This window comes from Granulicella aggregans (assembly GCF_014203275.1).
In the GTDB taxonomy this organism is placed as follows: domain Bacteria; phylum Acidobacteriota; class Terriglobia; order Terriglobales; family Acidobacteriaceae; genus Edaphobacter.
Window position 1 is genome coordinate 799903 of record NZ_JACHIP010000004.1, and the last position, 25283, is coordinate 825185.

19 protein-coding genes and 1 pseudogene are annotated in these 25283 nt (G+C 57.3%); 9 read left to right on the forward strand and 11 right to left on the reverse strand.

All coding sequences use genetic code 11. The features are described 5' to 3' along the window. Positions 1-87: 87 nt before the first annotated feature. Both HDF16_RS17065 and HDF16_RS17070 read right to left on the reverse strand, forming a co-directional pair. The gene (locus tag HDF16_RS17065; RefSeq protein WP_246409188.1) at positions 88-1419 is read right to left on the reverse strand and encodes a carbohydrate porin; all 1332 of its coding nucleotides are present in this window, start codon (positions 1417-1419) and stop codon (positions 88-90) included. A gap of 91 nt (positions 1420-1510) precedes the next feature. Further along, positions 1511-3220, reverse strand: coding sequence for an MFS transporter (locus tag HDF16_RS17070; RefSeq protein ID WP_184219028.1), 1710 nt, complete (start codon positions 3218-3220; stop codon positions 1511-1513). A 117-nt stretch (positions 3221-3337) separates the two neighbouring features. Between HDF16_RS17070 and HDF16_RS17075 the strand changes: the two genes are divergently transcribed. Next, a complete protein-coding gene (locus tag HDF16_RS17075; RefSeq protein ID WP_184219031.1) occupies positions 3338-4411 on the forward strand; it encodes an amidohydrolase family protein in 1074 nt (357 codons plus the stop codon). A gap of 172 nt (positions 4412-4583) precedes the next feature. On the opposite strand, the gene HDF16_RS17080 is transcribed toward HDF16_RS17075, so the two are convergent. After that, on the reverse strand, positions 4584-5552 hold the full coding sequence (locus HDF16_RS17080) for a carbohydrate kinase family protein (RefSeq protein WP_184219034.1): 969 nt from the start codon (positions 5550-5552) through the stop codon (positions 4584-4586). Positions 5553-5629: 77 nt separating this feature from the next. Here HDF16_RS17080 and HDF16_RS17085 point away from each other — a divergent pair, with 77 nt between their 5' ends. Beyond that, positions 5630-6814 (forward strand): SIS domain-containing protein, encoded by a 1185-nt coding sequence (locus HDF16_RS17085; protein ID WP_184219037.1) that lies wholly within the window; start codon positions 5630-5632, stop codon positions 6812-6814. Between the two features lie 4 nt (positions 6815-6818). After that, entirely contained in the window at positions 6819-8093 is a 1275-nt protein-coding gene (locus tag HDF16_RS17090) for a D-tagatose-bisphosphate aldolase, class II, non-catalytic subunit (RefSeq protein ID WP_184219040.1), read from the forward strand. 149 nt (positions 8094-8242) lie between these two features. Here HDF16_RS17090 and HDF16_RS17095 read toward each other — a convergent pair whose 3' ends face one another. Next, positions 8243-9613 carry a Gfo/Idh/MocA family protein gene (locus HDF16_RS17095; RefSeq protein WP_246409190.1) on the reverse strand — a complete coding sequence of 457 codons (1371 nt, stop codon included), beginning with the start codon at positions 9611-9613 and terminating at the stop codon, positions 8243-8245. 220 nt (positions 9614-9833) lie between these two features. Between HDF16_RS17095 and HDF16_RS17100 the strand changes: the two genes are divergently transcribed. From HDF16_RS17100 to HDF16_RS17120, 5 genes are all read left to right on the forward strand, one after another. Further along, on the forward strand, positions 9834-11027 hold the full coding sequence (locus tag HDF16_RS17100) for an acyltransferase family protein (protein ID WP_184219043.1): 1194 nt from the start codon (positions 9834-9836) through the stop codon (positions 11025-11027). Between the two features lie 19 nt (positions 11028-11046). Further along, complete coding sequence (locus HDF16_RS17105) at positions 11047-11874, forward strand: DeoR/GlpR family DNA-binding transcription regulator (protein WP_246409192.1); 828 nt, start codon at positions 11047-11049, stop codon at positions 11872-11874. Positions 11875-12111: 237 nt separating this feature from the next. Next, on the forward strand, positions 12112-12366 hold the full coding sequence (locus HDF16_RS17110) for a type II toxin-antitoxin system Phd/YefM family antitoxin (RefSeq protein ID WP_184219046.1): 255 nt from the start codon (positions 12112-12114) through the stop codon (positions 12364-12366). Continuing rightward, the gene (locus HDF16_RS17115) at positions 12366-12788 is read left to right on the forward strand and encodes a type II toxin-antitoxin system VapC family toxin (RefSeq protein ID WP_221312823.1); all 423 of its coding nucleotides are present in this window, start codon (positions 12366-12368) and stop codon (positions 12786-12788) included. Before HDF16_RS17110 ends, HDF16_RS17115 begins: the two co-directional genes overlap by 1 nt. Before the next feature lie 784 nt (positions 12789-13572). Then, positions 13573-13959 (forward strand): cupin domain-containing protein, encoded by a 387-nt coding sequence (locus HDF16_RS17120; RefSeq protein WP_184219049.1) that lies wholly within the window; start codon positions 13573-13575, stop codon positions 13957-13959. Positions 13960-14055: 96 nt separating this feature from the next. Here HDF16_RS17120 and HDF16_RS17125 read toward each other — a convergent pair whose 3' ends face one another. The 5 genes from HDF16_RS17125 to HDF16_RS17150 all read right to left on the reverse strand — a co-directional run bounded on the left by HDF16_RS17125 (position 14056) and on the right by HDF16_RS17150 (position 21208). Next, positions 14056-14511 (reverse strand): hypothetical protein, encoded by a 456-nt coding sequence (locus HDF16_RS17125; RefSeq protein WP_184219052.1) that lies wholly within the window; start codon positions 14509-14511, stop codon positions 14056-14058. Positions 14512-15203: 692 nt separating this feature from the next. Next, a complete protein-coding gene (locus HDF16_RS17135) occupies positions 15204-16130 on the reverse strand; it encodes a hypothetical protein (RefSeq protein ID WP_184219057.1) in 927 nt (308 codons plus the stop codon). Beyond that, a complete protein-coding gene (locus HDF16_RS17140) occupies positions 16127-17929 on the reverse strand; it encodes a VWA domain-containing protein (protein ID WP_348641337.1) in 1803 nt (600 codons plus the stop codon). Before HDF16_RS17140 ends, HDF16_RS17135 begins: the two co-directional genes overlap by 4 nt. 261 nt (positions 17930-18190) lie before the next feature. Continuing rightward, entirely contained in the window at positions 18191-20866 is a 2676-nt protein-coding gene (locus tag HDF16_RS17145; RefSeq protein WP_184219063.1) for an ABC transporter permease, read from the reverse strand. Positions 20867-20878: 12 nt separating this feature from the next. Further along, positions 20879-21208 (reverse strand): PadR family transcriptional regulator, encoded by a 330-nt coding sequence (locus HDF16_RS17150; RefSeq protein WP_184219067.1) that lies wholly within the window; start codon positions 21206-21208, stop codon positions 20879-20881. Between the two features lie 546 nt (positions 21209-21754). Here HDF16_RS17150 and HDF16_RS17155 point away from each other — a divergent pair. Next, entirely contained in the window at positions 21755-23257 is a 1503-nt protein-coding gene (locus HDF16_RS17155; RefSeq protein ID WP_184219070.1) for a MutS-related protein, read from the forward strand. A gap of 112 nt (positions 23258-23369) precedes the next feature. Here the strand turns inward: HDF16_RS17155 and secF are convergent. Together secF and HDF16_RS17165 are read right to left on the reverse strand one after the other, a co-directional pair. Then, positions 23370-23843, reverse strand: a pseudogene (gene secF, locus HDF16_RS17160) (protein translocase subunit SecF); the annotation flags it as partial. A gap of 20 nt (positions 23844-23863) precedes the next feature. After that, positions 23864-25015 (reverse strand): substrate-binding domain-containing protein, encoded by a 1152-nt coding sequence (locus HDF16_RS17165; RefSeq protein ID WP_184219072.1) that lies wholly within the window; start codon positions 25013-25015, stop codon positions 23864-23866. Positions 25016-25283 lie beyond the last annotated feature (268 nt).

Consider the following 25283-nt stretch of genomic DNA (forward strand, 5'->3'; position numbering starts at 1 on the left):
TCCCTTACTTGGAAAGCGAGAGCCGCAGCAATTTCGTGCAACGCAAATTCGTCCGGATACGAACTAGCAACTAAATTAGCCCGCTGCTTAGAGAATCAGTCGCAGTCTGAATCCAAGCAACGCAGTCGTATAGGCCGGCTTGCTGTTCGTCGGATGAATCGATACTTCAAGATCGGGGCCTAATTCCAGGCTCTGCGTCAGCCTCAACCGGTAGAACGTCTCGAAGAGACTCTCGTGATGCTGCGCACCATGGCTGGGGTCGTTCAGCGTGAATGAAGCGCCGAACATATCTCCCCGCCGACCGAATGGACGGATGTTGGCGATCCCGGCATCGAAGACTCTCTTGATGGAAGATCCGCGATCGGTCCCAATGCCAACTCTTCCGAACGGAACCCAGCCACTCTTGAGTTCATAGTCCGAGCCAAATCCGACACCGGCCCCACTACCTTGATCCGCAGTGTCGTTCCGCCAAAGGGCGAGGCGAAAGATGTGCTGCTGCTGGGTGGGGCTGCCCTTCTTCCATCCGAACTCGACGGCATTCAGATACTTCTTGTCAGCCAGCGTCTTGAGATTCCGCTCCTGTCCGCCCTCGGTGTCGACCGTGACCGTATGCACGTAGATGTGCTCCGTGGCCTGGTACTCCAGTGCCGCTCCCCCGGCGTAGGTTCCATCGGAAGGAATCGTCAGGTTGCCATCGTTCTCAGCGTTCAGGAATTGACTGCGCTCATCATTGTTGTAGAGGCTGAGGCTGATGAACTCGTTGGGATGGAGCTTGCCGATATAGAAGGCCAGCTTCTTCTTGTAGAAGTCCTGCCGGTAGTACAAAACATTCAGCGTGATAGGCCGTTGCGGGCCACCGCCCGGAAGGCAGTTCAACACCAGGCCCGATCCGAGACTGTCGCTCAGATTGAACTTTTCGCTGACACCGATGTTTGTTCCCGAACGCACCAGCAGGCTGAACGATCCCGCGTTGCCTCCATGGTCATAGGCCTTCCATCCGCCCACAAGATCGTAGCGCCCCGTCGCCCAGTTATGACGTACTCCGGCCGGTGTCTCGGTGGCGTATTGGTCGACGACAGTGTAAGTCGCCGCGAGACTTAGCCTCCGTTCCTTGCGAAGCTCATTCATGCTCCGGTCAAACGGAACCAGCAGAAAGCTGAAGGGATCGTTGTGCAGCAGCGGGTCAGCCGGCACCGCTGATAAGACCACCGCATCCTGATCCAGCGCCTGCCCCGGGAACTTGGCTTGGCCGGAACTCGCAGTCGGTTCGGTGATGTCTCCGGCCTTGGTCCTTACCTGCACATGCGCCGAAGCGTCTGGAGAACCCGATCCCACCTGCCCGAACGCCGGCGTCTGCATGCAGAGCACGGACGTAAGGATCGCGCAGACGGCCGCTCGGCGAAGCCATTGGAGGGACAAGATGGTCGATTTGTAGCGCACAGTTCAGCTTGCCACACGTTCCAAGACTCGTCTTGCAACTTCTGCTCAAAATTGGCCAACCCAGCCGCAACTACGCGCGGGCCGGGTCGAAGTTCCGTTCAATCTCTTCGAGCGTCTTGCCCTTGGTCTCCGGCAGGAAGAAGATAGCCGTGCAGAAGTAGAGCGTGGTGCAGCCCCCCCAGAACAGGAACATGGAGAAGTAGCCGAAGTTCGCGACCGCTGGAAGGAAGACGCCCGCGATCAGCGTGGATGCGCCTTGATTCAACAGCAGTGCGATGCCCATTCCAGCGGAGCGGATACGCGTCGGCATCAGCTCCGAAAGGGCAAGCCATACGACCACACCCGGGCCAGCGGCGTAGCTTGCGATGAACAGCGCGAGGAAGGCGGTAACGAACCACCCCGTCCGCTCGGCGGGGATGCGGCTGAGGAAAGCGTGGCGGATGATGAGCGGCTTCGTTGCGGCCTCGACTTCGGGCGCGACGGCGAGCGGTGCCGAGTCGGTGCTGACCAGCGTGGCGAGCTTATCGCCGCTGCCGTAGGAGTAGAGGATGCTCAGGCCCATGGCGCCTGAGTCTTGCCCTGAGCCGCCCTGTGGCGACCAGCTCTTCACATCGCTGGCGCTCAGGCTCAACGTGTTGCCCTGGATGCGTGCATTCACCTGCTGGCTGATGTCGATGCGGTGCGACTCAAACGCGTAGAAGAAGAAAGCCACACCCAGCACCGCTACAACGATGCCACCGGTCCCGAGACTCAGGAGAAACTTGCGGCCCTTGCGATCGACCAGAGTGACCCCGACGATCGTCATCAGGCAGTTCAGTACCTTCACGGTCAGGTCGCCCTGTGCCGCGTGGGTCGCGGTCATGCCAGCCTGCTTCAGGATGACGAGCAGATAGCCCAGGACGGAGTTGATGCCAGTCGTCTGGTTCAGCGTCAGGATGACGCATGCGAGGAGAAACGGATAGACGTACTTACGCTGTAGCAGTGAGCCAGAGCCCGATGTTGTCTCAGTGTGCTGTTTGTCCTCGAGTGCAAGCTCCTGCATCTCGCGCATCTCGCGATCCGCCTCGTCGCTGGAGACCGCACGGCGCAACGCAGCACTCGCTTCCTCCAGACGGCCCTTCTTGAAGAGCCAGCGCGGCGTCTCACTCAGAAAGAACGCTCCAATGAAAAACGCCAGCCCTGGATAGATGACCGCTAGGAACATGCTCCTCCAGGCGTGATCCTGCGCCGCGCGAATCAGTGCGGCATTGCCGCCCGCTGCTGCGATGGTCGCCTCTGCCTGGTGGATGAAGTACAGGCCAGTCAGCGAGGCCGCAACGATGCCGAAGGTCAGCATGAACTGGAAGATTCCCGAGCCCTTGCCACGCGATCCCGCGCTCAGGCACTCCGCCAGATACAGCGGCACCACGACGGCGATGACACCTCCGCTAAGACCCTGCAGCAGCCGGCCAACCAGCAGCGGAACGAAGCCATGCGAAAGAACGATGATCGCCACGCTTACCGCGAAGAGAAAGCCGCTGACGATGACCATCTTCCGGCGTCCGACCCAATCCGCAAAGAAGCCCGCGATGAGCGAGGAGACCGTGCTTCCACCAAAGACGGCGGCGACGATGATCGAGGTCTGGCTCACGGTCAGGTCTACGGTCTTGGTCAGGTAGAGCAGCGCGGCGGAGCTGATGCCCACATCGATGCCATAAAGCAGGCCGCCCAATCCGGCGATACAGAGCAGAAACTTGCTGTAGAAAGCGGGACTGGAGCGGAGCGGGCTGCCTTCGGTCATGGAATCCTTGAGAAACTGATGTGGAATGCGACTGCTTTGACGCGAACCGCCGAGCGGCTATAGTGTAAGGCGAAAGTAAACGTAACCAAAAGATATCAATTGATTCGAGGTGGCTGCATGGCTGTACAGGACGCTTCACCGGAACAATCCGACAAGTTTGTAGACATGGTGAGCGCCACCGCCGAGGTCGACCTGCGCCTCAGCGACTTCCACCCTCGTTCCACTCTACAGCGCAAGCCGCACATCGTGGAACGGCCAAAGTTCCCGGTAATCGACTATCACAATCACCTCGATTCCATGGAGCCGAAGGACGTTCTGTCGATCATGGATGCGTGCGGAATTGAGCATCTGGTGAACATTACGATGCAGGTAGGAGAAAAAGCTCTGGCGATGATGGACAAGTATCACGCCGCCTCGCCCGAGCGATTTTCGACCATCGGCTGGATGGACTGGAGAGGCGTCGAGCGCTCGGACTTCGTGCAGGTCACTCTCGACCGCTTGCAGCGCCAAATCGAGCACGGAGTCGTCGGCATTAAGTTCTGGAAAGACCTCGGCCTGACCCTGCGCGACACCGGTGGAACCTTGCTGAAGATCGACGACGAACGCTTCGCCCCGATCTTCGAAGCCTGCGGCAAGTGGAATCTTCCGGTCATGTTCCACACCTCCGACCCCTCCGCCTTCTTCTCGCCCATCGACGAGTTCAACGAGCGCTACGAAGAATTGGCAGCCCATCCCGACTGGGGCTTCAGCGACGTGCCCGTCACCAAGCGCGAGCTTCTCGAACAGCGCAATCGCGTCATCGCGCGCCATCCCGCCACAACCTTCGTCGGCGCGCACTGTGCCGAAAGTGGCGAAGACCTAGCCTACTTGGAAGAACAACTCGATGCGCTGCCGAATCTCCTCATCGACTTCAGCGCCCGTACGCCGGAGCTCGGTCGCCAGCCCTACACCGCCCGCAAGATCTTCCTGAAGTACGCCGACCGCATCCTCTTCGGCACCGACCTGCTGCCCGACATCGAGATGTACCGCCTCTACTACCGCTTCCTCGAAACCGACGACGAGTACTTCGAGTACCCCTCGCACGCATCACGCCAGGGCCGCTGGAACATCTACGGCCTCTTCCTCCCGGACGACGTGCTCAAGAAGGTCTACCGCGACAACGCCCTGAAGCTCCTACCCCGTCTCCGCTAGTCAAGCCCTTCAACCCAACGAAAAAATTCGGTCATCCTGAGCGAAGCGCGGAGCGCGCAGTCGAAGGACCTGGATCCCCGGTCGCACCCCCACAACATCTCGGACCTTTCACCCACAAACGTCGGGTGCCCCACCCATGGCTCGCACCTGGCCATGGGTGGGAATGAAGCCACTACCTCCCATGCTGAGCAAGAAAGCTTCCGCGCACCACCGCATCCCGAAAAGCCTCCGTACCACCCGCACCCTGCGTCGAAAGCGCCCCTGTCACATTCCCCATCCTTGCCGCCTCAACAGGCGACGCGCCACGAAGATACGCGCTGATAAACCCCGCATTGAAGCTGTCGCCCGCGCCAATCGTATCCACCGGCACGACCTGTAGTCCTGGTACCGAAACACTCGAGCCATCCTGATACACCAGCGCCCCGCGAGCCCCGCACTTCACCACGATCAACGGAACCCGCTTGCCCATCACCTCAAGCGCTTCCTCTAAACTGGAGCGCTCCGTCATCCGCATCAACTCGCCCTCGCTGGGCAGAAGCACGTCGACAAACTCCAGAATGTCGTTGAGGATGCCGCCCCATGTGCCATCGGGATCGTCATTGGTATCGAGCGAGATCGTCATCCCCGCAGCCTTCAAATGCCTTAGCAACGCCACCAGCCCCGGCTGCAAGCCTCGCTGCAGATACAGCGACGAAAGATGGAAGTGCCGCGAGTCTTCGAGGTAATCGAGCGGCAGCGACTCCGCCGTAAGCTCCGCAATCGTGCCGAGATACGTGAACATATGCCGGTCGCGATCATGCGGCAGCAGAATGGTCACCCCGGTCCCTGAGGTTCCGATGCCCGACTGCACCTGCGACAGATCGACGCCACTCTCGGCCAGTCGCTCCAGCGCAAGCCTGCCAAAATCATCCGGCCCAATGCGCGTCACGAAGCCCACCTTCATCCCCAGCGCAGCCAGGTTGTGCGCGACGATCGCCGAAGAGCTTCCGAGAGTCACCTGGAAGTTCGAGGCGAGCAGCTCACGCTCCACCGGCATCTCCTGAGGCAGACCGTAGAGAATCAGGTCGAGGTTGATCTCTCCGGCGATGGTCACATCGAAACGGCGATCGGACGAGGCAACAGCGTTAGTTTGTGCTTTCATAATCGAATTTCATGTTACTATTTTTTGTGTTTTGTTTCATTTACTTTTCTATTTGACCGTTTTGGAGGTTGCATCGCGTGGGAGCCTTGACCAGTTTGCTGGAACTGCCGATCGCTGAGCAGGAGTCACGAGGGCTGGCGTTTACGCCGCGAGAGATTGCCCAGCAACCCGCGACCTGGAAGAAGACCGCCGAACTCTTCGAGTCGCGGCACGAAGAGATCATCTCATTCCTGGAACACGCCGGCGTGAACGGCCCTCTCGAAGCGCGACCGGTTGTGATGCTCATCGGTGCCGGCACATCGGACTACATCGGCGAGTCGCTGGCCCTGCTCCTGCGCCAGCGCTGGGGCTGCGAGACCTCCGCGGTGGCCAGCACAAGCCTGCTGCCGACCATGTCGGAATATGTCATCCCCGGCCGCCGCTACCTTTGGATCTCGTTCTCTCGCTCCGGCGATTCGCCCGAAGGCGTCAACGTTCTTGAACAGGCTCTCGAAATCTATCCCGAGATCTCGCACATGGTCGTCACCTGTAACGCAAGCTCGCGCATGGCCGCGCTCGCCGCGAATCGCGCGAACGCCTTCACCGCAGTCCTCGACGACGCGGTGAACGATCGCAGCCTCGCGATGACCAGCTCCTTCACCAACATGGTCATCTTCGGCCAGTGCCTCGCCCATGCTTGGAGCTTCGCGGAGTACAAGCCCATCCTCACAAACATGATTGCCGCAGCGAACAAGTTTCTCGCGGACTCTGCCGAGCTCGCGAAAAAGATGGCGAACGGGGGCAGCCGGCGCATCTGCATGATCGGCTCAGGCTCGCTCGCGGCGGTCGCGCAGGAGGCATCGCTCAAGGTCCTCGAGATGTCCGGTGGCAAGATCAAGACCATGTGGCAGACCTCGCTCGGCCTGCGCCACGGCCCCATGGCCGCGCTCGATCCCGACACCGACTTCATCTGCTTCCTTTCATCGGAGCGCGCGCGCCTACGCTACGAGATCGACTTGCTCCGCGAGATTCGCGAGAAGAAGATCACTGCAACCTGCGTCGTCGTCGGCCTCAATGCGAACGAGGCGGAGGTACTTCCGTTCTGCGATATCTTCAACGGCATCGACGGCTCGTTTCCCGATGCCTACAGGCCGCCGGTGGACGTAATCTTCGGCCAGCTTCTCGGGCTGTATTCGTCGATCTCGTTTGGCCTCCGTCCGGATGCGCCGAGCCCCGCAGGCGTGATCAACCGCGTCGTGAGCGACTTCACGATCTATCGTTGAGAGTATGTCGAAGCTACTGCAGGATCATCTGAAGCAGGGAAGCGATGCCGCACAAGCGGGCATTACGTCGGTCTGCTCCGCGCATCCTCTGGTGTTGCGCGCCGCCGCCGAACTTGCTGCGGAGCAGGAAAGCCTGCTGCTGATCGAAGCGACCAGCAACCAGGTCAATCAATTCGGTGGATACACAGGGATGAAGCCCGCCGACTTCCGCATCTTCGCGGAAGAGATCGTGGCGAAGGCTGGGCTTGATCCCAGCAAGCTGATCCTGGGCGGCGACCATCTCGGCCCGAACCCGTGGAAGAATCTGCCAGCGGCAGAAGCGATGGAGCACGCCATCGCCATGGTCTCCGCATACGCCGCAGCCGGGTTCACCAAGATCCATCTTGATGCGAGCATGTCGTGCGCAGGCGATCCTGTGCCGCTCAGCGATGAAGAGGTTGCGAGCCGAAGCGTCAAACTGTGCACGGCTGCGGAGGCCGCTGCCCCAGCAGACAAGCCCGTCTATGTGATTGGCACCGAAGTTCCTACACCGGGCGGAGCGACGCACTCGCTAGATGGCCTGCAGATCACTCCGCCTGCAGCCGCAGCGCATACGCTCGAAGTGCATCGTGCAGCCTTCGCGGCGAAGGGCCTTGATGATGCATGGCAAAGGGTGATCGCAATGGTTGTGCAGCCGGGAGTGGAGTTCGATCACGATAGCGTCGTTCACTACAAGCGCGCCAAAGCCGAAGCATTAATCCTGTGGAGAAAGCAGAAGGCAGCGTCTATCGTCTTCGAGGCGCACTCGACTGACTATCAGTTTGGCAGCGCCTATCGAGAGTTGGTAGAAGACGGCTTCGCAATCCTCAAGGTTGGCCCGGCGCTAACGTTCGCGCTCCGCGAAGCGCTGGATGCGTTGGCTGCGATAGAAGACCTGCTGGTTGCCGCGCCGACGCGGTCGAACCTGTTGAAGGTGATCGATGAGACCATGCTGGCGCGTCCCGATTCGTGGCGGCCTTACTACGCAGGCGACGAGGCACAGCAGGCGCTTCTGCGCCGCTTCAGCTACAGCGATCGCGTGCGCTACTACTGGCACTATCCGGAGATATCAGCGGCGGTCAAACAGCTCGTCGCGAATCTTGACGCAGTAAAGATACCTGAGAGCGTCCTGAGCCTCTATCTGCCAGCGCAATACGAGCGCGCGCGAAGCGGAGAGATCGCAGGAGACGCGGCCTCGCTCATCGTAGACAAGGTGAAAGATGTTCTGCGAGTGTATGCATCGGGATGCCAACCGCGCTAGAGCACCTCTGACAACCGCCGTCATTCTGAGCGAAGCGAAGAATCCCCGCATTTCTCCGCTGTGCCACGGATACAGCCACGCCCTGATCTAATTCGTAATGAACGAAGTTGCGTATGGTCCGGGAGCCTTGCTCCCGGACCATATGCGCTCTAGCTCTGTGTCCCAATCGCTGAAGCCTTCCGCACCATCCACTTCCCACGCGTAAAGTCTGGAAACTCCTGCGGTGCGCTTCCATGTGCCACCGAAGCCTCGCTCAGTGGCGTCACGGAAGACCACGCGGCAGCATCGTAGACATCCATGTCCGGCGCTATACCTTCGCGCACGCACTGCAGCAGGCGGTACAGCATGATGTAGTCCATGCCGCCGTGGCCGCCGAGCTTCTTTGCGATCTCGCCCTCGGACTTCCACAGTGGATGCTGGAACTCCTTCCACTTGTCGATGGACTCGAACTCCTCATCGGCGTTCTGGCCGTCGAGGTAGATGCGCGGCGGATAGTCGACAAAGATACCTTTGGTTCCCGCGATCTGGTTGACGCGGTCATACGGGTGAGGCGTAGAGGTCGTGTGCTTCACGCAGATCGTCAGGCCGTTCGCGGTCTTGATCAGCGACGTGTTCATATCGCCCTCCACGTACTTTTCCTTCATGCGCGGATCGTCGGCCTTCAAATGTTCTTTGCGATATGCATCAAGCCCGCGCTGCGGCGTGCTCATGCTCACCAGGTGCGCGAACCGGTCGCCGCGCTGAATGCCCATGTAGTTCGCGACAGGTCCAAGGCCGTGCGTGGGATAAGGATTGCCGTTGCGCTTGGTATGCTCATCGCGCCGCCACAGGCCTTCACCCTTACCGGAGAACAGTTCTTCGCGAAGGTCATGCAGGTAAGCGCCTTCACCGTAAAGCAGCTCGCCAAACTTGCCTGCGAGAACCATGCGCAGGATTAGCGTCTCGTTGTAGCCATAGCAGCAGTTCTCCAGCATCGTGCAGTGCTTGCGGGTCTTCTCGGAGGTGTTGACGATCTTCCAGCAGTCTTCGAGCGTTGTGACGGCAGGCACTTCCACAGCGACATCCTTGCCATGCTCCATGCCATAGATCGCCATCGGTGCGTGCCACAGCCAGGGCGTGGCGATGATGACGAAGTCGATGTCTTCGCGCTTCAGCATCCTCTCGTAGTCATGAGGCCCCTCGGTGTAAAGGTCGGGCTTCTTCGCTCCTGCCGCGTTCACAAGCGACGCTGCATTTTCCGCATGATCCCTCACCACATCGCACAGCGCAACGATCTGCGCGTCCGCAGCGATTAGGTTCTCAAGCAGATTGGTCCCACGCCCTCCGGTGCCGATCATCGCGATCTTCGGGTTCCGCTTCGCATAGGGAACGTCGATCATGGTCGCCGCCGTGGAGGTCTCGGCCTGCGCAAGTCCTGCAAGGTTGGTTGCGACTGCGGTGGCTGCGCTCATCTGCACAAATCGTCTCCGGCTCCAAAATCCACTTACCGTCGCGCTGATATCTTCGGGGTTCAGATCCAATGAAATCTCCTTGGCGGCGGCTTGGCGTAATAATCGCAAGCAATCGCAACCGATGTATCTTTCGGATGAGGTTATTTCATCGTGCATGCACTGTCAAAGCAATAATCCATGCGTATCGAAGGAAAATGAAAGGTAGCGAAGGATTTGCGTGCTATCATCGCGAAACCACGGCAATAAGAATTGGTAGTCGTCCGTCGAAAACCTTCCGGGAGATTCGTTCATGGGCTCATCCGTAGCCGCTCCGCCGCCGCAACGCAACGTTGCTGTAGATGCTTATCGTGGCCTGGTCATGCTGCTGATGATGGGCGAAGTGATGCAATTTGGCGAGGTCGCAAAATCCTTCCCAAATAGTACGCTGTGGCACATCCTCGGCTACAACCAGAGCCACGTGGAATGGACGGGGATGGGGTTGCACGACATGATTCAGCCCTCGTTCACGTTCCTTGTGGGCGTGGCGCTGCCGTACTCACTGCGCAGCCGGCAGAAGAAGGGACAGACGTTTCCGCAGATCATCGGACACACGATCTGGCGCAGCATCCTGTTGATGTGCCTGGGCTTTTTCCTGCGATCGATCCAGAGTCCGATGACGAACTTCACCTTCGAGGACACGCTGACGCAGATCGGCATGGGCTACACGTTTGCCGTCCTGCTGACGTTAGTGAAGCCGCGCTGGCAGTGGACGGCCTTCGGCGTCATTCTCTTTGGATACTGGCTGGCGTGGGCGCTGTATCCCGCTCCGGGGCCGAACTTCGACTGGAACGCGGTTGGCGTCCCGGATGACTGGCACTCGCACCTGCTGCATGGATTTGCGGCCCATTGGAACAAGAACAGCAACCTCGGCCAGGCCTTCGATGTGTGGTTCCTCAACCTGCTTCCGAGGCCCAGCCGGTTCCTCTTCAATGATGGCGGGTATCTGACGCTCAGCTTTATTCCGACGCTTGGCACCATGCTGCTTGGCCTTGCCGCCGGACGATGGTTCATTGAGAGCCCGTTGGTCATCCCTATCCGCAAGTTCCTCATCGCTGCGGGCATTCTGATGGCTGGCGGTCTGCTGCTGCACTTCACTGGCATCAACCCGATTGTGAAGCGCATCTGGACACCGGCATGGACGCTGTGGAGCGGCGGTGTCTGCTTCCTGTTCTTAGCTGCGTTCTCGTGGTTCGTGGACGTGAAGAAGAACACGCGGATTGTGTTTCCGCTGGTTGTCGTGGGCATGAACTCGATTGCGGCTTACTTGATCGCGCATCTGTTTGAGGACTTCGTCCTAAGCAGCTTCCGCATTCATCTTGGGATGCGGTTCCTGAACGTCTTTGGCACGGCACTGGAGCCGGTGTTTATCGGAGCGCTGGCTCTGGTGGTGTACTGGCTTATACTTCATTGGATGTTCCGGAACAGGATCTTCCTTCGCATTTGAGGAGCACTGATTGGGAGAGATGAAGAAAGAAGCCGGAGAGGGCCACGCAAACGGCATGAAAGTAGAAGAACCCGTGCAGGAAGGCATGATGGCGGAAGAACGCCGGATGCAGATCCTGCAGATTCTGCGGGCAGAGGGCCGGGCCAAGGTCAACGAGTTGGTGCGCCGGTTCAATACCTCCGCCGTAACGATCCGCAGTGATTTGAATGAGTTAGACCAGCGCGGGCTGGTGCAGCGCTCGCATGGCGGCGCCGTCATCCAGGACACCGTCTTCCGCGAGTCGCCGGTTCACGAACGCATCAAGAGCCAGTCGAAAGAGAAGCAGCGGATTGGCGCGATGGCGGCGACGCTGGTGCGCGAAGGAGAGACGATCATCCTCGACTCCGGCACGACGGCGCTTGAGGTCGCGCGGAATCTCAAGAACATCTTGAATCTGCAGGTGATCACGAATGGCGTGAATATTGCGGCGGAGCTGCTGAACTCGCGCAACACGCAGATCATCATGATGGGGGGGACGGTTCGGAACGATTCGGCTTCGATCGTGGGGCGGCAGACGGAAGACATGCTGGAGCAGTTCTCGGCGGACAAGCTTTTTCTCTGCGGGGCCGGGTGCGATCCCGATTTTGGCGTGAGCGGGACGAATCTTGAAGAGACGATGGCGAACCGGGCCATGCTGCGGGCGGCGAGGGAGATTATCGTGGTTGCCGATGCGAGCAAGTTCGGCAAGCGGAGTATGTCGCTGATTGCATCGTTCTCTGAGGTGGATATTGTAATCAGCGACGAGAGCCTATTACCGGAGTTGCAGGAGCGGATCAAGTCGTTCGGGTGCAAGTTGATCCTGGTCTGAGTGGATTTCGCCAATGTTCCACGTGGAACATCGGCGAGTCCCCATTTTTTCTGTTGATTATAAATGGGTTATAAGATTTTTATTGAAAATGTTCCACGTGGAACATTTCACATGGTTTGGCCATTGGCTTGCTATGCACAGGGGGTCCCTAGTTTAGGACATAAAACGATGTCAAGCGGTTACGCGTGTAGATTCGTTGTAGTAATGTTTCTACAATAAGCTGGCGGAGGCTCACCGATGGCGATCACCACTCTTTCCAGCCGGGAGTTTAATCAGGACACTAGCCGAGCCAAAAAGGCGGCTTCTAAAGGGCCGGTGTTTATTACTGACCGGGGCAAGCCTGCCCACGTGTTGCTCAGCATCGAGGAGTATCAGCGGCTTTCCGGCGAGCGGCGGAGCCTCCTCAACTCTCTTTCCATGCCGGGCCTTGCGTGCATTGAATTTGACCCACCCAAGCTGCAAATATCCGTGAAGCCAGCGGACCTCTCCTGATGTTCCTGCTCGACACCAATGTGCTGTCCGAACTGCGTAAGGTTGGCGATGGCATGGGTGACGCCAACGTCATTGCCTGGGTGGAGAGTGTGGACGCTGGGACTCTCTATCTCTCCGCGATGACCTTAGTGGAGATTGAACTTGGCATCCTCCAGATTGAGCGGCGCGACGCTGCCCAAGGCACTCGGCTGCGGACGTGGATGACGCATCACGTCTTGCCTGAGTTTCTGGATCGTGTGTTGCCGGTCGATGGTGCGGTCGCGCTTCGCTGTGCGTCGCTGCGTGTGCCGGACCGACGAGGAGAGCGTGATGCGCTGATTGCGGCGACCGCTCTGGTGCATAGCATGACCGTCGTGACACGGAACGTTGCGGACTTCGTCACTACGGGTGTGCCGGTCTTGAATCCCTGGGATGCGCGGTGACCGTTGGCCTTCAGATCGGTCAGCTTCTTGGAAGCTGGAGCGATTGCGCCAGGGCTAGTTTTCGTCGTAGGAGTTGTGTTCGCTCTTTGTGCCACCTGGCTGACGCGTAAGGGAACCAAGGGCCGAGGCGCGATTGTCATCATCGCATTCCTCATCCCCACGCTGTACGTCGCTTACCTTCTCGCCTCTGGACATCTTCGCAACGAGTATCACCGGACCCGTTCCAGTGCATACGAATCGGAAGGCTACAACAACCTCATACTGGGGAAGGGTTACGTCCTCTGGTTTTTCGACGAAACGCCGTGGATGTCTTCTATCGGGCGCGGTACAGCGAGCGCCCAGATAACAAATATTCAGCGGCTCTCCACAGACGGCGCGAAGATAATCGGCCAAACAGGGAGGACCAACATGGAAGACGGTCCGACCGACTACTACTTCGTTCTGGATCTTGCGACCGGAACATTGAATAAGTTCGCAACCCAAGCGGAACTAAGCTCAACAATGGCCACGGCCAAACCCTTACGGAGGCCGGAGGAGTTATACAACGCTGAGGTCAACAGGGAGCGTAGTGGCCTCTTCTGGCCCTTAGTCTGCCTGGCTCCTGTCGGATTGGCGGCAAGTTTTTTCTCAGTGAGCTTGTTCCGACGCAATCGGGCAACACCGGGGGCCGCTGAAACAAGCTCAATGCTGAGATATATCCCGCGAAACGGGTTGTCGGCAACTTCGACCGTCTACACGACGGTCGAAGTCGAAGGCTCTTCTGGCGAAGTCGTACGATCGCCGGATGGAAGAAGATTTCCAGCGCAATCTTTGGCCGGCTCAGTGGAGAAATGGCGTTTACACCTTCCATCACTACCATTCCACTGCTCATGAAGTGCTCGGCTTCGCCGCCGGAAGCGCACGGTTGACCCTGGGTGGCGAAGGTGGTCATGACGTGACGGTCAGTGCCGGAGACATCCTTGTGCTGCCCGCTGGAACGGGGCATTATCTTGTTCACGCGGATCCTGGCTTTCTCGTCGTGGGTGCCTATCCCGTGGGGCAACACTGGGACATCTGCCGGTCCGCTCCGGACGTGGCAACGACCGAAAGGATGTTGAACCTTCCGTTCCCGGCAAGTGATCCGATCACGGGAAAGGGAGGAGACCTCGTCAGCCTCTGGTCGCCCTCTTAGCCAGTCCCGAAGCACTCAAAACACGTCACGTTGCTGCTTGTAATGGGAAAGAGGAAACGCCTTGTCGATGGCCGCTAAGTCGTCAACGTGCTACCTTCACGGCTGAGCATAGTAAAGTGCGTAGGTTCTTGGGATGAGAGCAGATTTGTCGAGCTTGACCGTGAGGAGTCTAAGCTCGTTGAGTCCTCCCGCAGCTTCAGGGTCGAAGGACATGCGGTAATAAGTGCCCGCCTCCAACAGGCACTGCTGAATTTCGGGGATAAAGTCGCTTTGCTGGTTCATCACCCTTCCGCCGGTGAGTCGAACCATGTTAACAAGAGACAGGTCTCGCGCTTCGGCCTCCTCGGGCCTACCAATTCCGTGCAGGCGGTCCAGTTGACTACCGCCGCTCAAGCGGTCTGGATCGACTGCAGAGATGTTGTCGATTGTGACCTGCGCGACACGCAATGTGGTCGACAGCTGAACAAGGGCGTCGAAATATGACTTCTTGTCATCGAGGGTAGCGGCTTCATATCCGGGGTCCGTAAGACAGGGCCATCCCTGCCCATCCATACGAGAATTGCCCTTCCCGGTATCTCGCGCTCGTTAGCAGCCAAAGTTCTCAAGGCTTTGATTGAAAGCAGAAAACGCTGGTTTCCACCACTTGGGCCTCCGTTGAAACTGAATCTGCCAGGTCTTGGAAACTGGTCGTGAAGTTCTTTGGAAAGGAGATTGCCATCCGTAGAGGAGTCGATTGTTTGTAAGCCTGTATCGGAGAGGAGAGCAAGCGAGACGGGATAGCTCAGCCGCCCGTTATTCTGACGAAGATACGCATCGACCGCCCCGTCGCTGACGCGCAACGTCAGCAAAAGAATTGTTCACCGAGTCGATGAGCAGCACGATGTGGGCGCGACCCGTCGGTGAATTGCCTTCAACCATCTGGAAGCTGTTTATCGCCTGGGGCCCGCTTTGGTCCAGAACCGTGAAGTCCTCCTCTTTGAGTCCACCGACGGGTGCTCCGGAGGGATCTGTGACGACTACATTCAGCAGCACACGATGATCGAGCCGCAGCAAAGCGTCACGATCTTCTTTTGATATTCGAAGCAGGCCTGGACTCAAAGGTTTTTGAGGCGCTGGCCCAGACTTTGCCGTGAGGACCTGTCCGACAAGAACGAAGGGAAGTGATAACACGATTGCGGCTACGCAGTAGATAAACCTCACAAATCCTCCTCGGCTGTCTTTCCCGACGTGCTTCTCTCGGTGCGCTAGTTTGACGGTACGATTCGCGCGTCTGCGTGAAAGAGTCGATACTCGCCATAGTGAGCTGTCAGCTTCCAGACGTGGACCCTGTCGTCCGATGCACTCCGTGAGTGGATATTGCTTGGCAGCCAGAACTCTCGATTTGATAGCTTGACTGGTGCGAACTCCTCTGACCATTCCCAAGAGCCGAAAAGGCCGGGAACGAGTTGACGGTGGGGAACGCGAGTGACGATGCGAGTGACATGCATGAAGGCAGAATCGACAAAGATCCTTCCAGATGCCTTCTCCTCCTTGGCGCAATTCGTGCCTCGTTCCTTATCGGGGCGGTCGGCAAAATCGACTTGGATCTCGTTCTTCTTCTGTGAATGGATGCTAAAGGCATAGCAGGCCATTCCTTCCTTAGAGAGGATATTGAGGCCATTGCTGAAAACGCCGTAGACAATCGCGAGAGATGCCTCGGATGTGTTCGTCTTGGTAGGGGGCTTCCCATCGACGAGGTTCACGACCCGAGACTCCTCAAAAATGCCAGCCGTCCCCTCTGGCGAGAGCCGCTGCATCCGAAACGTGGATTCTCTGCGCTGGCTCACTTCCACGGTAGACGAGGGGTCCCAGGGGACGTTCGCGGATGGGTCTATGCCGGACCCCTCTCGAGGAGCCACCCGAACGATCTCTGCTTTCTCCGTGCAGAAGAGGTTTGGGATGGATCTTCTATAGTCGAGAACGTTCGGCTCCAGACGATCAAGGATGGCGTTCAGCGTTTGATCTGTTCCGCCAGGCTCCGGGAGCTTCTGTCTTCCTGACTGCGCTATGGATTCGGCGCAGTACAGGACGCAGGACAGGAAGACCAGGATCTTTAGTTGTTGGCTGGTCGGAAGCAACAGCGGTCGATCATGCACAGAGGCCAATTGACGGTGTTGTATGTCGTCGCTCATGGGAGGGTGCTCGGCTTCTCTTCAACGGGGAAGTCGAGGGTGCCGATCTTTCCACTGGTAAGGTCCAATACCCCCAGCCTGAAAAAGATGCGGTTCGTGGAATCTTCGAGAGTCTGGCGAAATCGTAGACCATTGACTTGAATCGAGCTGTAAGCGTCCGGGGTGAAGACTTGCTCCAGGTACTTGAAACCCGTTACTGGTTTCTGATCCGATTTCTTCCAGCCAACGGCACCGATCACAAGGTTCAGCTTTTGGCCACAGTCCGGCTGGTCCATTGCGATGAGAGAGCTCGAATCGATCAAGTACTCCACGGTGGTCTGTTTCGTGGAAGGGGAGCGCGACAACTTCGCCTTGAACGTGATGCCCTTCTCAGCAGGGGCGTTCTGTTGCATCGAGTCTCGGAATGCCGCGCGTCTCTTATCGGGGCCCGGTGTCGATTCGGTCCGGGGCGCAGTTTGTGCGCCGGCTTCTGGGGCCGCGATGGCGTAGTAGCCGCGTCGGTACTGAAGATCGCTCTTCTTTGCTCCGTCTACCTTGAGTTCGATTGCATGGTACTTGCCGTCGTCGGGTGTGTCGGGGGGCTGATAGCTGAGGCTGTAGTAAGCAGGGCCATCAAGCATAGCTTCGCGGATGCCATGACTGAGATCGTTTTGGTTTAGATACGCCTTACCGCCGGTATTCTGCGCCAGTTCCTGGAGAGTCGCCTGGGTGCTGTGGAGAGAGTCCTGCTCTCTGTCCTGATAGCTGTTAGGAGCCTTACCAGGCAAGCCAGCATTAATGTCGGAGCCGGCCATGGATGCGTCCAGCTGGGCGGTCACCAAACCTCGTGCGTCCATGGCGTAAACGGCTATCTGAGCATTGGCGAGCTCCGTCTCAAGCTGCTTGAGCTTAGGGGTGTACTCACGGATGAGGTTCGGATCGAAGCCCGTCGCAGCATCAGGACGAAGGGAGATGGGGAACGACCCCGAGATCCAAATGAGCCTCTTCCTTCCGGGATATTCCTGTACGAATTGCGCAAGCCGGGCAAGGGAAGACATGGTCAGCGCGACACGAACATCCATCCTACGGGTACCTTGCTCTGCGAGAGCAACCTCAATGCTTTGTGAGGCAAGCTGAGCTTTGAGCGCGGCATCTTTGATTGTTGCGAGAGACAAGGCTTGCTTTTTGAAGTCAGCGCCCGACAGCGAGTTATCTTCGCGGATCTGATCAGGGCCGTGTTCAACGTAGAGCGGGGACGAGCGGGCTGCCATGTTTGCAGCTGCGGAGATCAGGATATCCGATCTTTCGGTGGGGCTCTGGATCATGCGCAGTTCGGTGCCCATACTGAAGAGAGCTACCGGCTGACCAGGCGGCAGTTCCTGCAGCGCGGCGATGATCTGCTTGCGATTTCTCTGCTGATCGACCATTGAAGTATTGAGCGTGTCGATCAGAATGATGTTGATTGGCCCTTCGATCTGCCCAACTTGTTGATTTGAGCGCTCCTCGCCGACGGGATCGAAAGGGGACAGAGATGTCGCACGGTTTGGTGACGCTCCGGCGGACGCGGCGTGGAACTCAAATGAGGTAATCCGCTGAGGCTTCCCGTCCTCCAAGAGCTGGAAAGCCGACCGATCAATGAGCCTGTCACCCGTCCCCAGGACCACTGCGTCTACGAGTACAGAACGTGCCCTAGTGTGGATGAGGGTCGGGGAGTCGGCGGAATTCGTACTTCCAGGACATTGAGCGAGTGTTGGACTGGATGTGTGCAGAAGACCGAGAGCACAGATCCACCACATTCCCGCGGTCATTCTCTTCAACATGGATGAACCCCGGGCTGAATGGCCGCCTAGCGCACCATGCTAAAGCCAAAGACAGAACTTGTCTATGGATCCTGCGCCACGTCGTTCGCTGTGCAATCTGTAGCATCTCTCGCTCTTATCCGGTTGAAGGGATCGCGACGCGAAAGATCACCAAGCTGAATGGAACGGGCCTCCCCTAGTGAATTCGCTTCCTGAACGTTATCCTATCCCCCTCACCTTGTTCTAAGGGCGGTGATTCTTGCTCGCGTAGCAGGGCGCGGTCTACTCGTGTCGGAGGGCAGCCATGGGGTCAGTGCTAGCGGCACGTACGGTGGGGATTAGACAGGCAGCAACCGTGGAGACAAGGAGAAGCGCTGGGACAATCACGAACGTGACAGGGTCGAGCGCGGGAACTTCGTACAGGAAGCTACGTACCAGGCGAGCAGATCCGATAGCCACAGCCATACCAATGCAGAGCCCGGTGATGAGAAGCGACAATCCTTCGCGGAGGATGAGGCGTGCGATGCCGATACGAGTGGAACCGAGGGCCATACGAAGGCCGATCTCACTGGTTCGCTGCCGAACTGAATAGGCGAGCAGTCCATAAACTCCCGCGACAGCGAGGAAGAGGGCGATGGCAGAGAAGAGCGTAAGCACCATCGTTTGAAAACGGCGCGGGGCGGTAGATTGGGTGGCAAGGTCACTCATTACGTGAACGTCGGAGAGAGCTATACCAGGGTCGATCGAGCGGAGGACTGCATGAACAGTCTTAAGGACCGTCTCATTCGGAAGAGTTGAGCCTAGGGCAAGATAAACCCCATTCGGAGGCTGGTTGCCATCGAAGAAGGGATCATATATCTGAGGAACTGCGACTGTCTCAAGTCCTTCGTTGCGGATGTCCTGTGCGACTCCAACAACCGTCGACCAAGGAGCTGCAGCGGCTTTGCGAACATGCTGACCAATTGCGTCTTTGCCCGCGAAGAACCGTTTTGCGAAAGTCTCATTGACAATCACTACCGGATGCGGGGCAGGGAAGTCCTCGTCCGGGGTGAAGTTGCGGCCTCTGATCAAAGGTGTTTGCATCGCGGGGAGGTAGCCGGAGGTTATAGCTCGCTCCTCGACTAACGGATGATCCACTCCCAAATCGCCGTCTACCGTCAGAGTAGTGAGGCTTTCGGAGTCTGTCAGTGGCAGGAAGTTGACTAGGCCGACCGAATCAATGCCATGTTGTATTTCGACTCTTTCAAGAAGAGTTGTATAGAACGCCTGAAGCTTTTGAGGTGTCTCGTAGCGTGGTGTGACGGCCACGTTGACGGCGATGGTGGAGGGCGAGAAACCTGTCTGCACGGAAAGCAAGTTCATGTAGCTGCGGAGGAATAGTCCAGCCCCGACAAGAAGAATAACGACAATTGCGACTTGTGCCGTGACGAGCGTACTACGCAGACGACGGCGGCTAGCGACAAGTCCTCGGGCACCAGCACTTGAGACAACCTCAGTGAGGTTGATGCGTGAGGCTGAAATTGAGGGAAGTATGCCGAAGGCGAAGCTCGTGATGAGGCTAATCAGCACGGCGAAGGAGAGGGCGCGGAGATCGAGCGATGTGCTCGCCATGTGTGGAATGTTACCGGGATTGAGTTTGAGAAGACCCTGCACGAAGAGGTAGGCGAGTCCAACTCCCACGAGTCCTGCTGAGCAACCAAGAAGGAGTGACTCTGTGAGCATTTGCCGTAGAATGCGGCCTCGCCTCGCGCCTAAAGCAGCGCGGACACCAAGCTCATGTTGTCGGTTCGCGGCGCGTGCAAGAAGAAGATTCGCGGCGTTACCACACGCGATTAGGAGGACGAAGCCGACTGTCCCTAGAAGGAGAAACATTAGTGGGCGAACAGGACCGAGAACGTATTCAGGAAAGGATTTGACCATGCCGGTCCAACCCTCGGCAAATTCACCGTGATGCAACCGATTTAGGCGTGCCATGACGGACTTCAACTCTGATTGAGCTTCTTGGGGGGTGACGCTTGGTTTAAGACGGGCTAGTGCGTTGGCGCTCGATTGATCTCGATCCGCCTTTTCCTGCGGAGTGAGAGATGAGGGAATCCAAATCTGGGTGGTCTCAATGCTGCCATTACCGTAGGCGAGTTCACTCTTGTGCGGATAGCCGAAGTCTTTTGGCATGACACCGACGATTTTGTAGGTTTGCTCGTCGAGGGTGATGCTGCGATCAAGGATATTGGCCGCCCCCGCGAAGAGTGACTGCCATAGGGGGTAACCGATAATGACGACGTGGTTGCTACCCGGTTCCTCGTCCTGCGCCTTGAAATCACTTCCGATGATCGGTTCGACTTCGAGTGTATGGAAGAAGCTGCTATCAATCTTCGCCGCACCCACACGCTGAGCCTGGTCGCCTGCATTGAGGCTGTAGATCTTCTGGTTGAAGAAAGTGATCGAATCATAAGAGCGTGACGCGGCCCTGATGTCGAAAAAGTCCGCGTCGCTCGGACCGAATACTTCAGGCCCAGGGAGCCCCTTGATGTCCGGATTTGGCGTGAACAGGTAGACGAGGCGGCTTGAGTCACCGTACGGGAGAGAGCGCAGCAGGACTGCGTTGACCAGTGAAAAGATCGCCGTGCAAGCTCCGATGCCGAGCGCAAGCATGAGGACGGTGGCGAAAGTAAATGCTGGCTGGCGTCGAAGGGAGCGGAACCCGTAACGTACGTCCTGTGCCAAGTCTTCTACAAGCGCAGTTCCACGAGATTCGTAGGTGGCTTCGATCGCTTGCGACGTGCTGCCGAACTCTGCCTTGGCTGTAATGCGTGCCAGTTCTGGCGACATGCCGCGAGCAATGTTCCGTTCAATCAGGCTTTCAAGGTGGAATCTTAGCTCTTCGCCAAGTTCGATGTTGCTAGCGTCTTTTTGAAAAAGAGAGTGAACGCGGCGGAGTGCACTTCTGAGTAGACGCATCTTTGCTCCTTTTCAGACAGCTTTGAGGACACCGTGAACGGCGGCGGAGAGACGATCCCAGGACTGCTCTTCGGTCTTGAGGCGAGCGCGGCCCGCCTTGGTGAGGGAGTAGAAGCGCGCCCGGCGATTGTTTTCAGATTCACCCCACTCGGCTGTGATCCACGCCTGATGTTCAAGGCGATGGAGGGCTGGATAAAGTGCGCTCTGATTGACGCGGAGAACGTCGTCGGAGAGCTGGCGAACCCGGTCCGCGATCGCTAGGCCATGCCTCGGGCCGGTGGTAAGGACCTTCAGAATCAATAGATCCAATGTGCCCTGTAGAAGTTCGTTCGAGCGGGTCAAGCACTCACCTCAATAATTGAGGTGAGGATATACGAAAAGCTCCTTGGGCACAAGGATCAGCTAAACATGCGGCTTCATGCAAGCCCCAGAGATCAACTGCTATTCTTCACAATGTGAAGCGAACAACGCAGACGAATGACCATCGGCGGGTACTTGTCACTCTCGCCATGTCTTTCGTAATTTTGTGTGTCCTTCACCCATACCCCGGATTTGTTCTTATGGGGCTGGAGAGTCTGGTTTGTTTCCTATTCTTCGTCTTCCTTACTTTCTTCATATGCCAACAAGCCGTGGCACCTGGAGCGCTTTTCGTCTCAAGCTCTCTGCGCTTTGCTGGATTCGTGCTGGAAGAGACTTCGAGTCGACTCGGGCCCGACCTTGCCGATAGTTTTGCCATCAGCGATCCGGTATTTCCGTTTCGCTTTCAACTACCTTCTCCGCCTCTGTCTCTCTAAACCCCACCAGATCTGAAGCGCCGCACTCAAAGGGGCGGCTTCGCGTGTCTTGTACTGGAGCCTGAAGTCTTCTTCAGGGAGGAGATGTGTATCCATGAGCGATATGAAACGCAGAACTGCGTCTAGCGACACTGATCATTCTGCCAAGAGCAACAGCAAGGTATTGTCCAGCTATTACGACTCCCTCCTCACTCTCAAAGAAGATCTACAGCTCGCACAATCCATGCGCTCGCGGTCTATGGTATTGATGGCGGGCGGCATCGGCGCGGGTCTGGTTATCAGCGTGATAGCGGTCGTCCATCCCGCGGTCGCACTTGTCTGGGCGGCAATGCCTCTCGTTTTGGCGTGCTTCGCAGCCAAGAACTACATTCGTGCGGGTAAGGTGTGGAGGAACATCGAGAGACGGACGGAATATTACAAACGCGGAATAGATCGCCTGACCGGGGCATGGCAAGGTCGGGCCCGCACGGGCGAGGAATTCGCTCGTAAAAATCACCTGTACCAGACGGACCTCAACGTAATAGGGGAGGGATCGCTATTCGAACTGCTCTGTACGGTCCGGTCGGAATTCGGTGCAGAACGTTTGGCTGACTACCTGCTAGAGCCGATAAGTTTGGCGGAAAGCAAATCACGTCAGATGGCGGTTGGAGAACTGCGTGGGAACAGTTCTCTCAGAGAGCGGATGAGTTCCCTCGTGGACTTCCGGTCAGAAGATGCCAGCTTCTCTACCTTTAGAGGCTGGCTCAGTCTGCCACATCTCGTTTGTCCAGGGTGGCTTCGACCGCTCCTACTCTTATCAAGTGGATGCAGTCTCCTTCTTGGAATTGGACTCCTTTCTCACATATTCCTGAGTGGCTTGACGCTGGCCGTCCTGGGCGGAATGGTTGCATTTAAAATCACCGTCGCGGGCAGGGTGGATGCCTGGGCAGAGTTTGAGGCGCTGCAAGCAATTGCCGGGTATGCGTATGAGGAGCCGGATGCCATCTTCCCCGAACTCCTTGATGGAGCCCCTATTTTCGAGACTACTCAGCTCGGCCATCCATTGCTTGACGGAGATAGTTGCGTGCGCAACGACATCGCATTCAATCCGCGATCTCAGTTCTACCTAATGACGGGTTCAAATATGGCTGGAAAGAGCACTATCCTGAGAACAATCGGCCTGGATGCGGTGATTGCATTCGCAGGCGGCCCAATTAGAGCGTCGCAGGCTAAGCTCTCGAGCATGGCTATATGCTCATCCCTCACACTTTCCGACTCGCTGTTGGATGGGCGATCGAAGTTTCTAGCAGAGGTTACCCGCCTCGGGGAAACCATCAAGCTTGCGCGGTCTGGAAGAGCAGTCCTATTCCTAATCGATGAAATCCTCAGTGGTACAAGCTCGAGAGACCGAACGAGATCAGTGGCTTCGATCGTCAAAGCACTTGCAGATTGCGGAGCCGTCGGCGCAATCTCAACACATGATCACAGTCTCTGTAAGACCATTTACCCTTCGGCTGGGAGTGGAGTCCTATTCCATATGGAAAGCCCCGTACCAGATGACCCCCTGCTCTTCGATTACCTCCTGAAGCCGGGGGGGGGCAACCAACTCCAGCGCTGAGGCAATACTTCGCATGGTCGGTATCTAAACGGTTTGGGATACCCCAACATTGCCCCTAGTGACAGCGTTGTTGGGTCTGCCCCAATCTACAGAAGTCGCCTTGACGGGATTGTCACGACGGGATCGTACCGGGAGCGAGGCTCGATCCGCCTATCAAGCGATCGGGTGGATTGCCGCGCGACCTTTTGGCGCGCCAATTGTGATAGGCCACCAGCATCGGAGCGGCGACCGCTATCGATGAATACGTCCCGATCAGAATCCCCACTACCAGAGCGAACGAAAATCCATTGAGCGCAGCTCCACCGAGCAGATAAAGACTTTGCACTGTCAAGAACGTCAGGCCTGATGTCAGCAAGGTCCTGCTAAGCGCCTGTTTGATCGATTTATTAACCACATCGGCTAGTGAACGCATTCGAGTGGTAGAAAGATTCTCGCGAATTCGATCGAAAACGACGATTGTGTCGTTCATTGAGTAGCCGACTAAAGTGAGAATTGCTGCTACGACGGTAAGATCTATTTCGCGGTTGGTTAACGAAAACGCGCCAACCGTAATCAGAGTGTCATGAAACACCGCCGCGACGGCAGCCTCGCATCTCAACTAGCTACTCAATGCCTGCTGAACAAAAGGGAGTCACCTTCGCTCCTCTGGAAGAGAGCATCATGGGGATAAGCGATATCAACGTTGCTTGCTGTAATCATCTGGTGTTTGACAAATATGGCCGATGGAATCTCTCTCCCTGCCGCTTTGTCCAAGGCGAGGGATAGCACTGCTTCCCCATAGCGTTCGGGAAAATATCCGACGGAGCCGACGAGGCGGGACGCTGACCGTCTCATCTCCCGGCGTGCTTCGATGCTGGCGTTATGGCCCACGGCAAGGCAGTGCTCGGAACGGCCCGTCTCCTCAAAAGCCTGCAATCCACCGAGGCAACTGGGATCATTTAATGCACCCAGAAGAATCTTCGTTGATTTGGTGCGAGCCACATGTCTCCGCATCACTGCCAGGCTATCTTCGAACCGACCCTTGCCATCGATGAACCGAGCCTTTTCATCCGGGAGTTTGGGAATCAGCTCGCGGATGCCGGCAAGCATTCCAGTCATGCGCGAACGCGGCAGTGGTCCGGCGATCGGCAATTCGAGCAGGATGACTTCATCGAGGACGCCTCCCCATTGCTTCAGACACGCCTGAGCAAGAGCGCGTCCGCCGATGATACCGGCGCGGTAATTGTCGGCGCCATAGTAGGTCGCACCAGGATGGGGAATGTCGATCGCGATGATCGGGATGCCTGCCTCGATCAAGCGGGAAGAGATGATCGGAGCGCTGCGCTGGCTCGTCTGGAACTCGATGACGAGGTCTACGCGTTCGCGGACGAATGCCTCGGCGTTTCGAATCGCAGTCTTCGGGTTGTATCGGTTGCTCAACTCCAGCAACTCAACGCCAGCATGATAAGCGCTGCTGCGAATGCTCTCGGAGACCAGTCTCGAAAAGGAGAACTCTTCGCTCTGCGAGGCGTACCCGAATCGGAGCTTATGTTTGTGTCCTTGCGCATTGGACAGCCGATAGCAGTTCTTTCGGACTTTTTCGAGCATCCCGCAGCTAACCAGGGTGGTCAGCAAGCGGTATGTTGTCGGCCGGGTCATATTGGTGTGGGTGCAAACCTCATCGAGGCTGACATCGTGGGCAACACCTTGGCAAAACTTGAGAATGTCACACGCGCGGACCACTGCGCTTACGGTGTAGTCCTTCGGAGGGAGGCTCATCGCGTTAGCCTTTCCGTGACTTCGAAGACGGTTTGGAATATGGCCAATGGGATCTCACAAGCTCTATAAAATTATGTCTGATGAAATTATTGCCAACTCTTCCAGAACTCGTCAGCGTAGGATATCGGCATAAAGCTTGATAATAAGCCAAGTCGCTCATTCCACTATTATGCACAGTGAAATCTATTGTTGACCATGAAAAACATGTCGCGTGTTGAGAAAGGAACGGTCTAGGATTCGCCTCGCTTTAGAAAGCCCCGCTGAATTT

Coding starts and splice junctions, on each gene's coding strand:
- HDF16_RS17070 (WP_184219028.1), bottom strand. CDS start 3,220: ATGACCGAAGGCAGCCCGCTCCGCTCCAGTCCCGCTTTCTACAGCAAG.
- HDF16_RS17075 (WP_184219031.1), top strand. CDS start 3,338: ATGGCTGTACAGGACGCTTCACCGGAACAATCCGACAAGTTTGTAGAC.
- HDF16_RS17080 (WP_184219034.1), bottom strand. CDS start 5,552: ATGAAAGCACAAACTAACGCTGTTGCCTCGTCCGATCGCCGTTTCGAT.
- HDF16_RS17090 (WP_184219040.1), top strand. CDS start 6,819: ATGTCGAAGCTACTGCAGGATCATCTGAAGCAGGGAAGCGATGCCGCA.
- HDF16_RS17100 (WP_184219043.1), top strand. CDS start 9,834: ATGGGCTCATCCGTAGCCGCTCCGCCGCCGCAACGCAACGTTGCTGTA.
- HDF16_RS17105 (WP_246409192.1), top strand. CDS start 11,047: ATGAAGAAAGAAGCCGGAGAGGGCCACGCAAACGGCATGAAAGTAGAA.
- HDF16_RS17110 (WP_184219046.1), top strand. CDS start 12,112: ATGGCGATCACCACTCTTTCCAGCCGGGAGTTTAATCAGGACACTAGC.
- HDF16_RS17115 (WP_221312823.1), top strand. CDS start 12,366: ATGTTCCTGCTCGACACCAATGTGCTGTCCGAACTGCGTAAGGTTGGC.
- HDF16_RS17120 (WP_184219049.1), top strand. CDS start 13,573: ATGGAAGAAGATTTCCAGCGCAATCTTTGGCCGGCTCAGTGGAGAAAT.
- HDF16_RS17125 (WP_184219052.1), bottom strand. CDS start 14,511: ATGGATGGGCAGGGATGGCCCTGTCTTACGGACCCCGGATATGAAGCC.
- HDF16_RS17135 (WP_184219057.1), bottom strand. CDS start 16,130: ATGAGCGACGACATACAACACCGTCAATTGGCCTCTGTGCATGATCGA.
- HDF16_RS17140 (WP_348641337.1), bottom strand. CDS start 17,929: ATGTTGAAGAGAATGACCGCGGGAATGTGGTGGATCTGTGCTCTCGGT.
- HDF16_RS17145 (WP_184219063.1), bottom strand. CDS start 20,866: ATGCGTCTACTCAGAAGTGCACTCCGCCGCGTTCACTCTCTTTTTCAA.
- HDF16_RS17155 (WP_184219070.1), top strand. CDS start 21,755: ATGAGCGATATGAAACGCAGAACTGCGTCTAGCGACACTGATCATTCT.
- HDF16_RS17165 (WP_184219072.1), bottom strand. CDS start 25,015: ATGAGCCTCCCTCCGAAGGACTACACCGTAAGCGCAGTGGTCCGCGCG.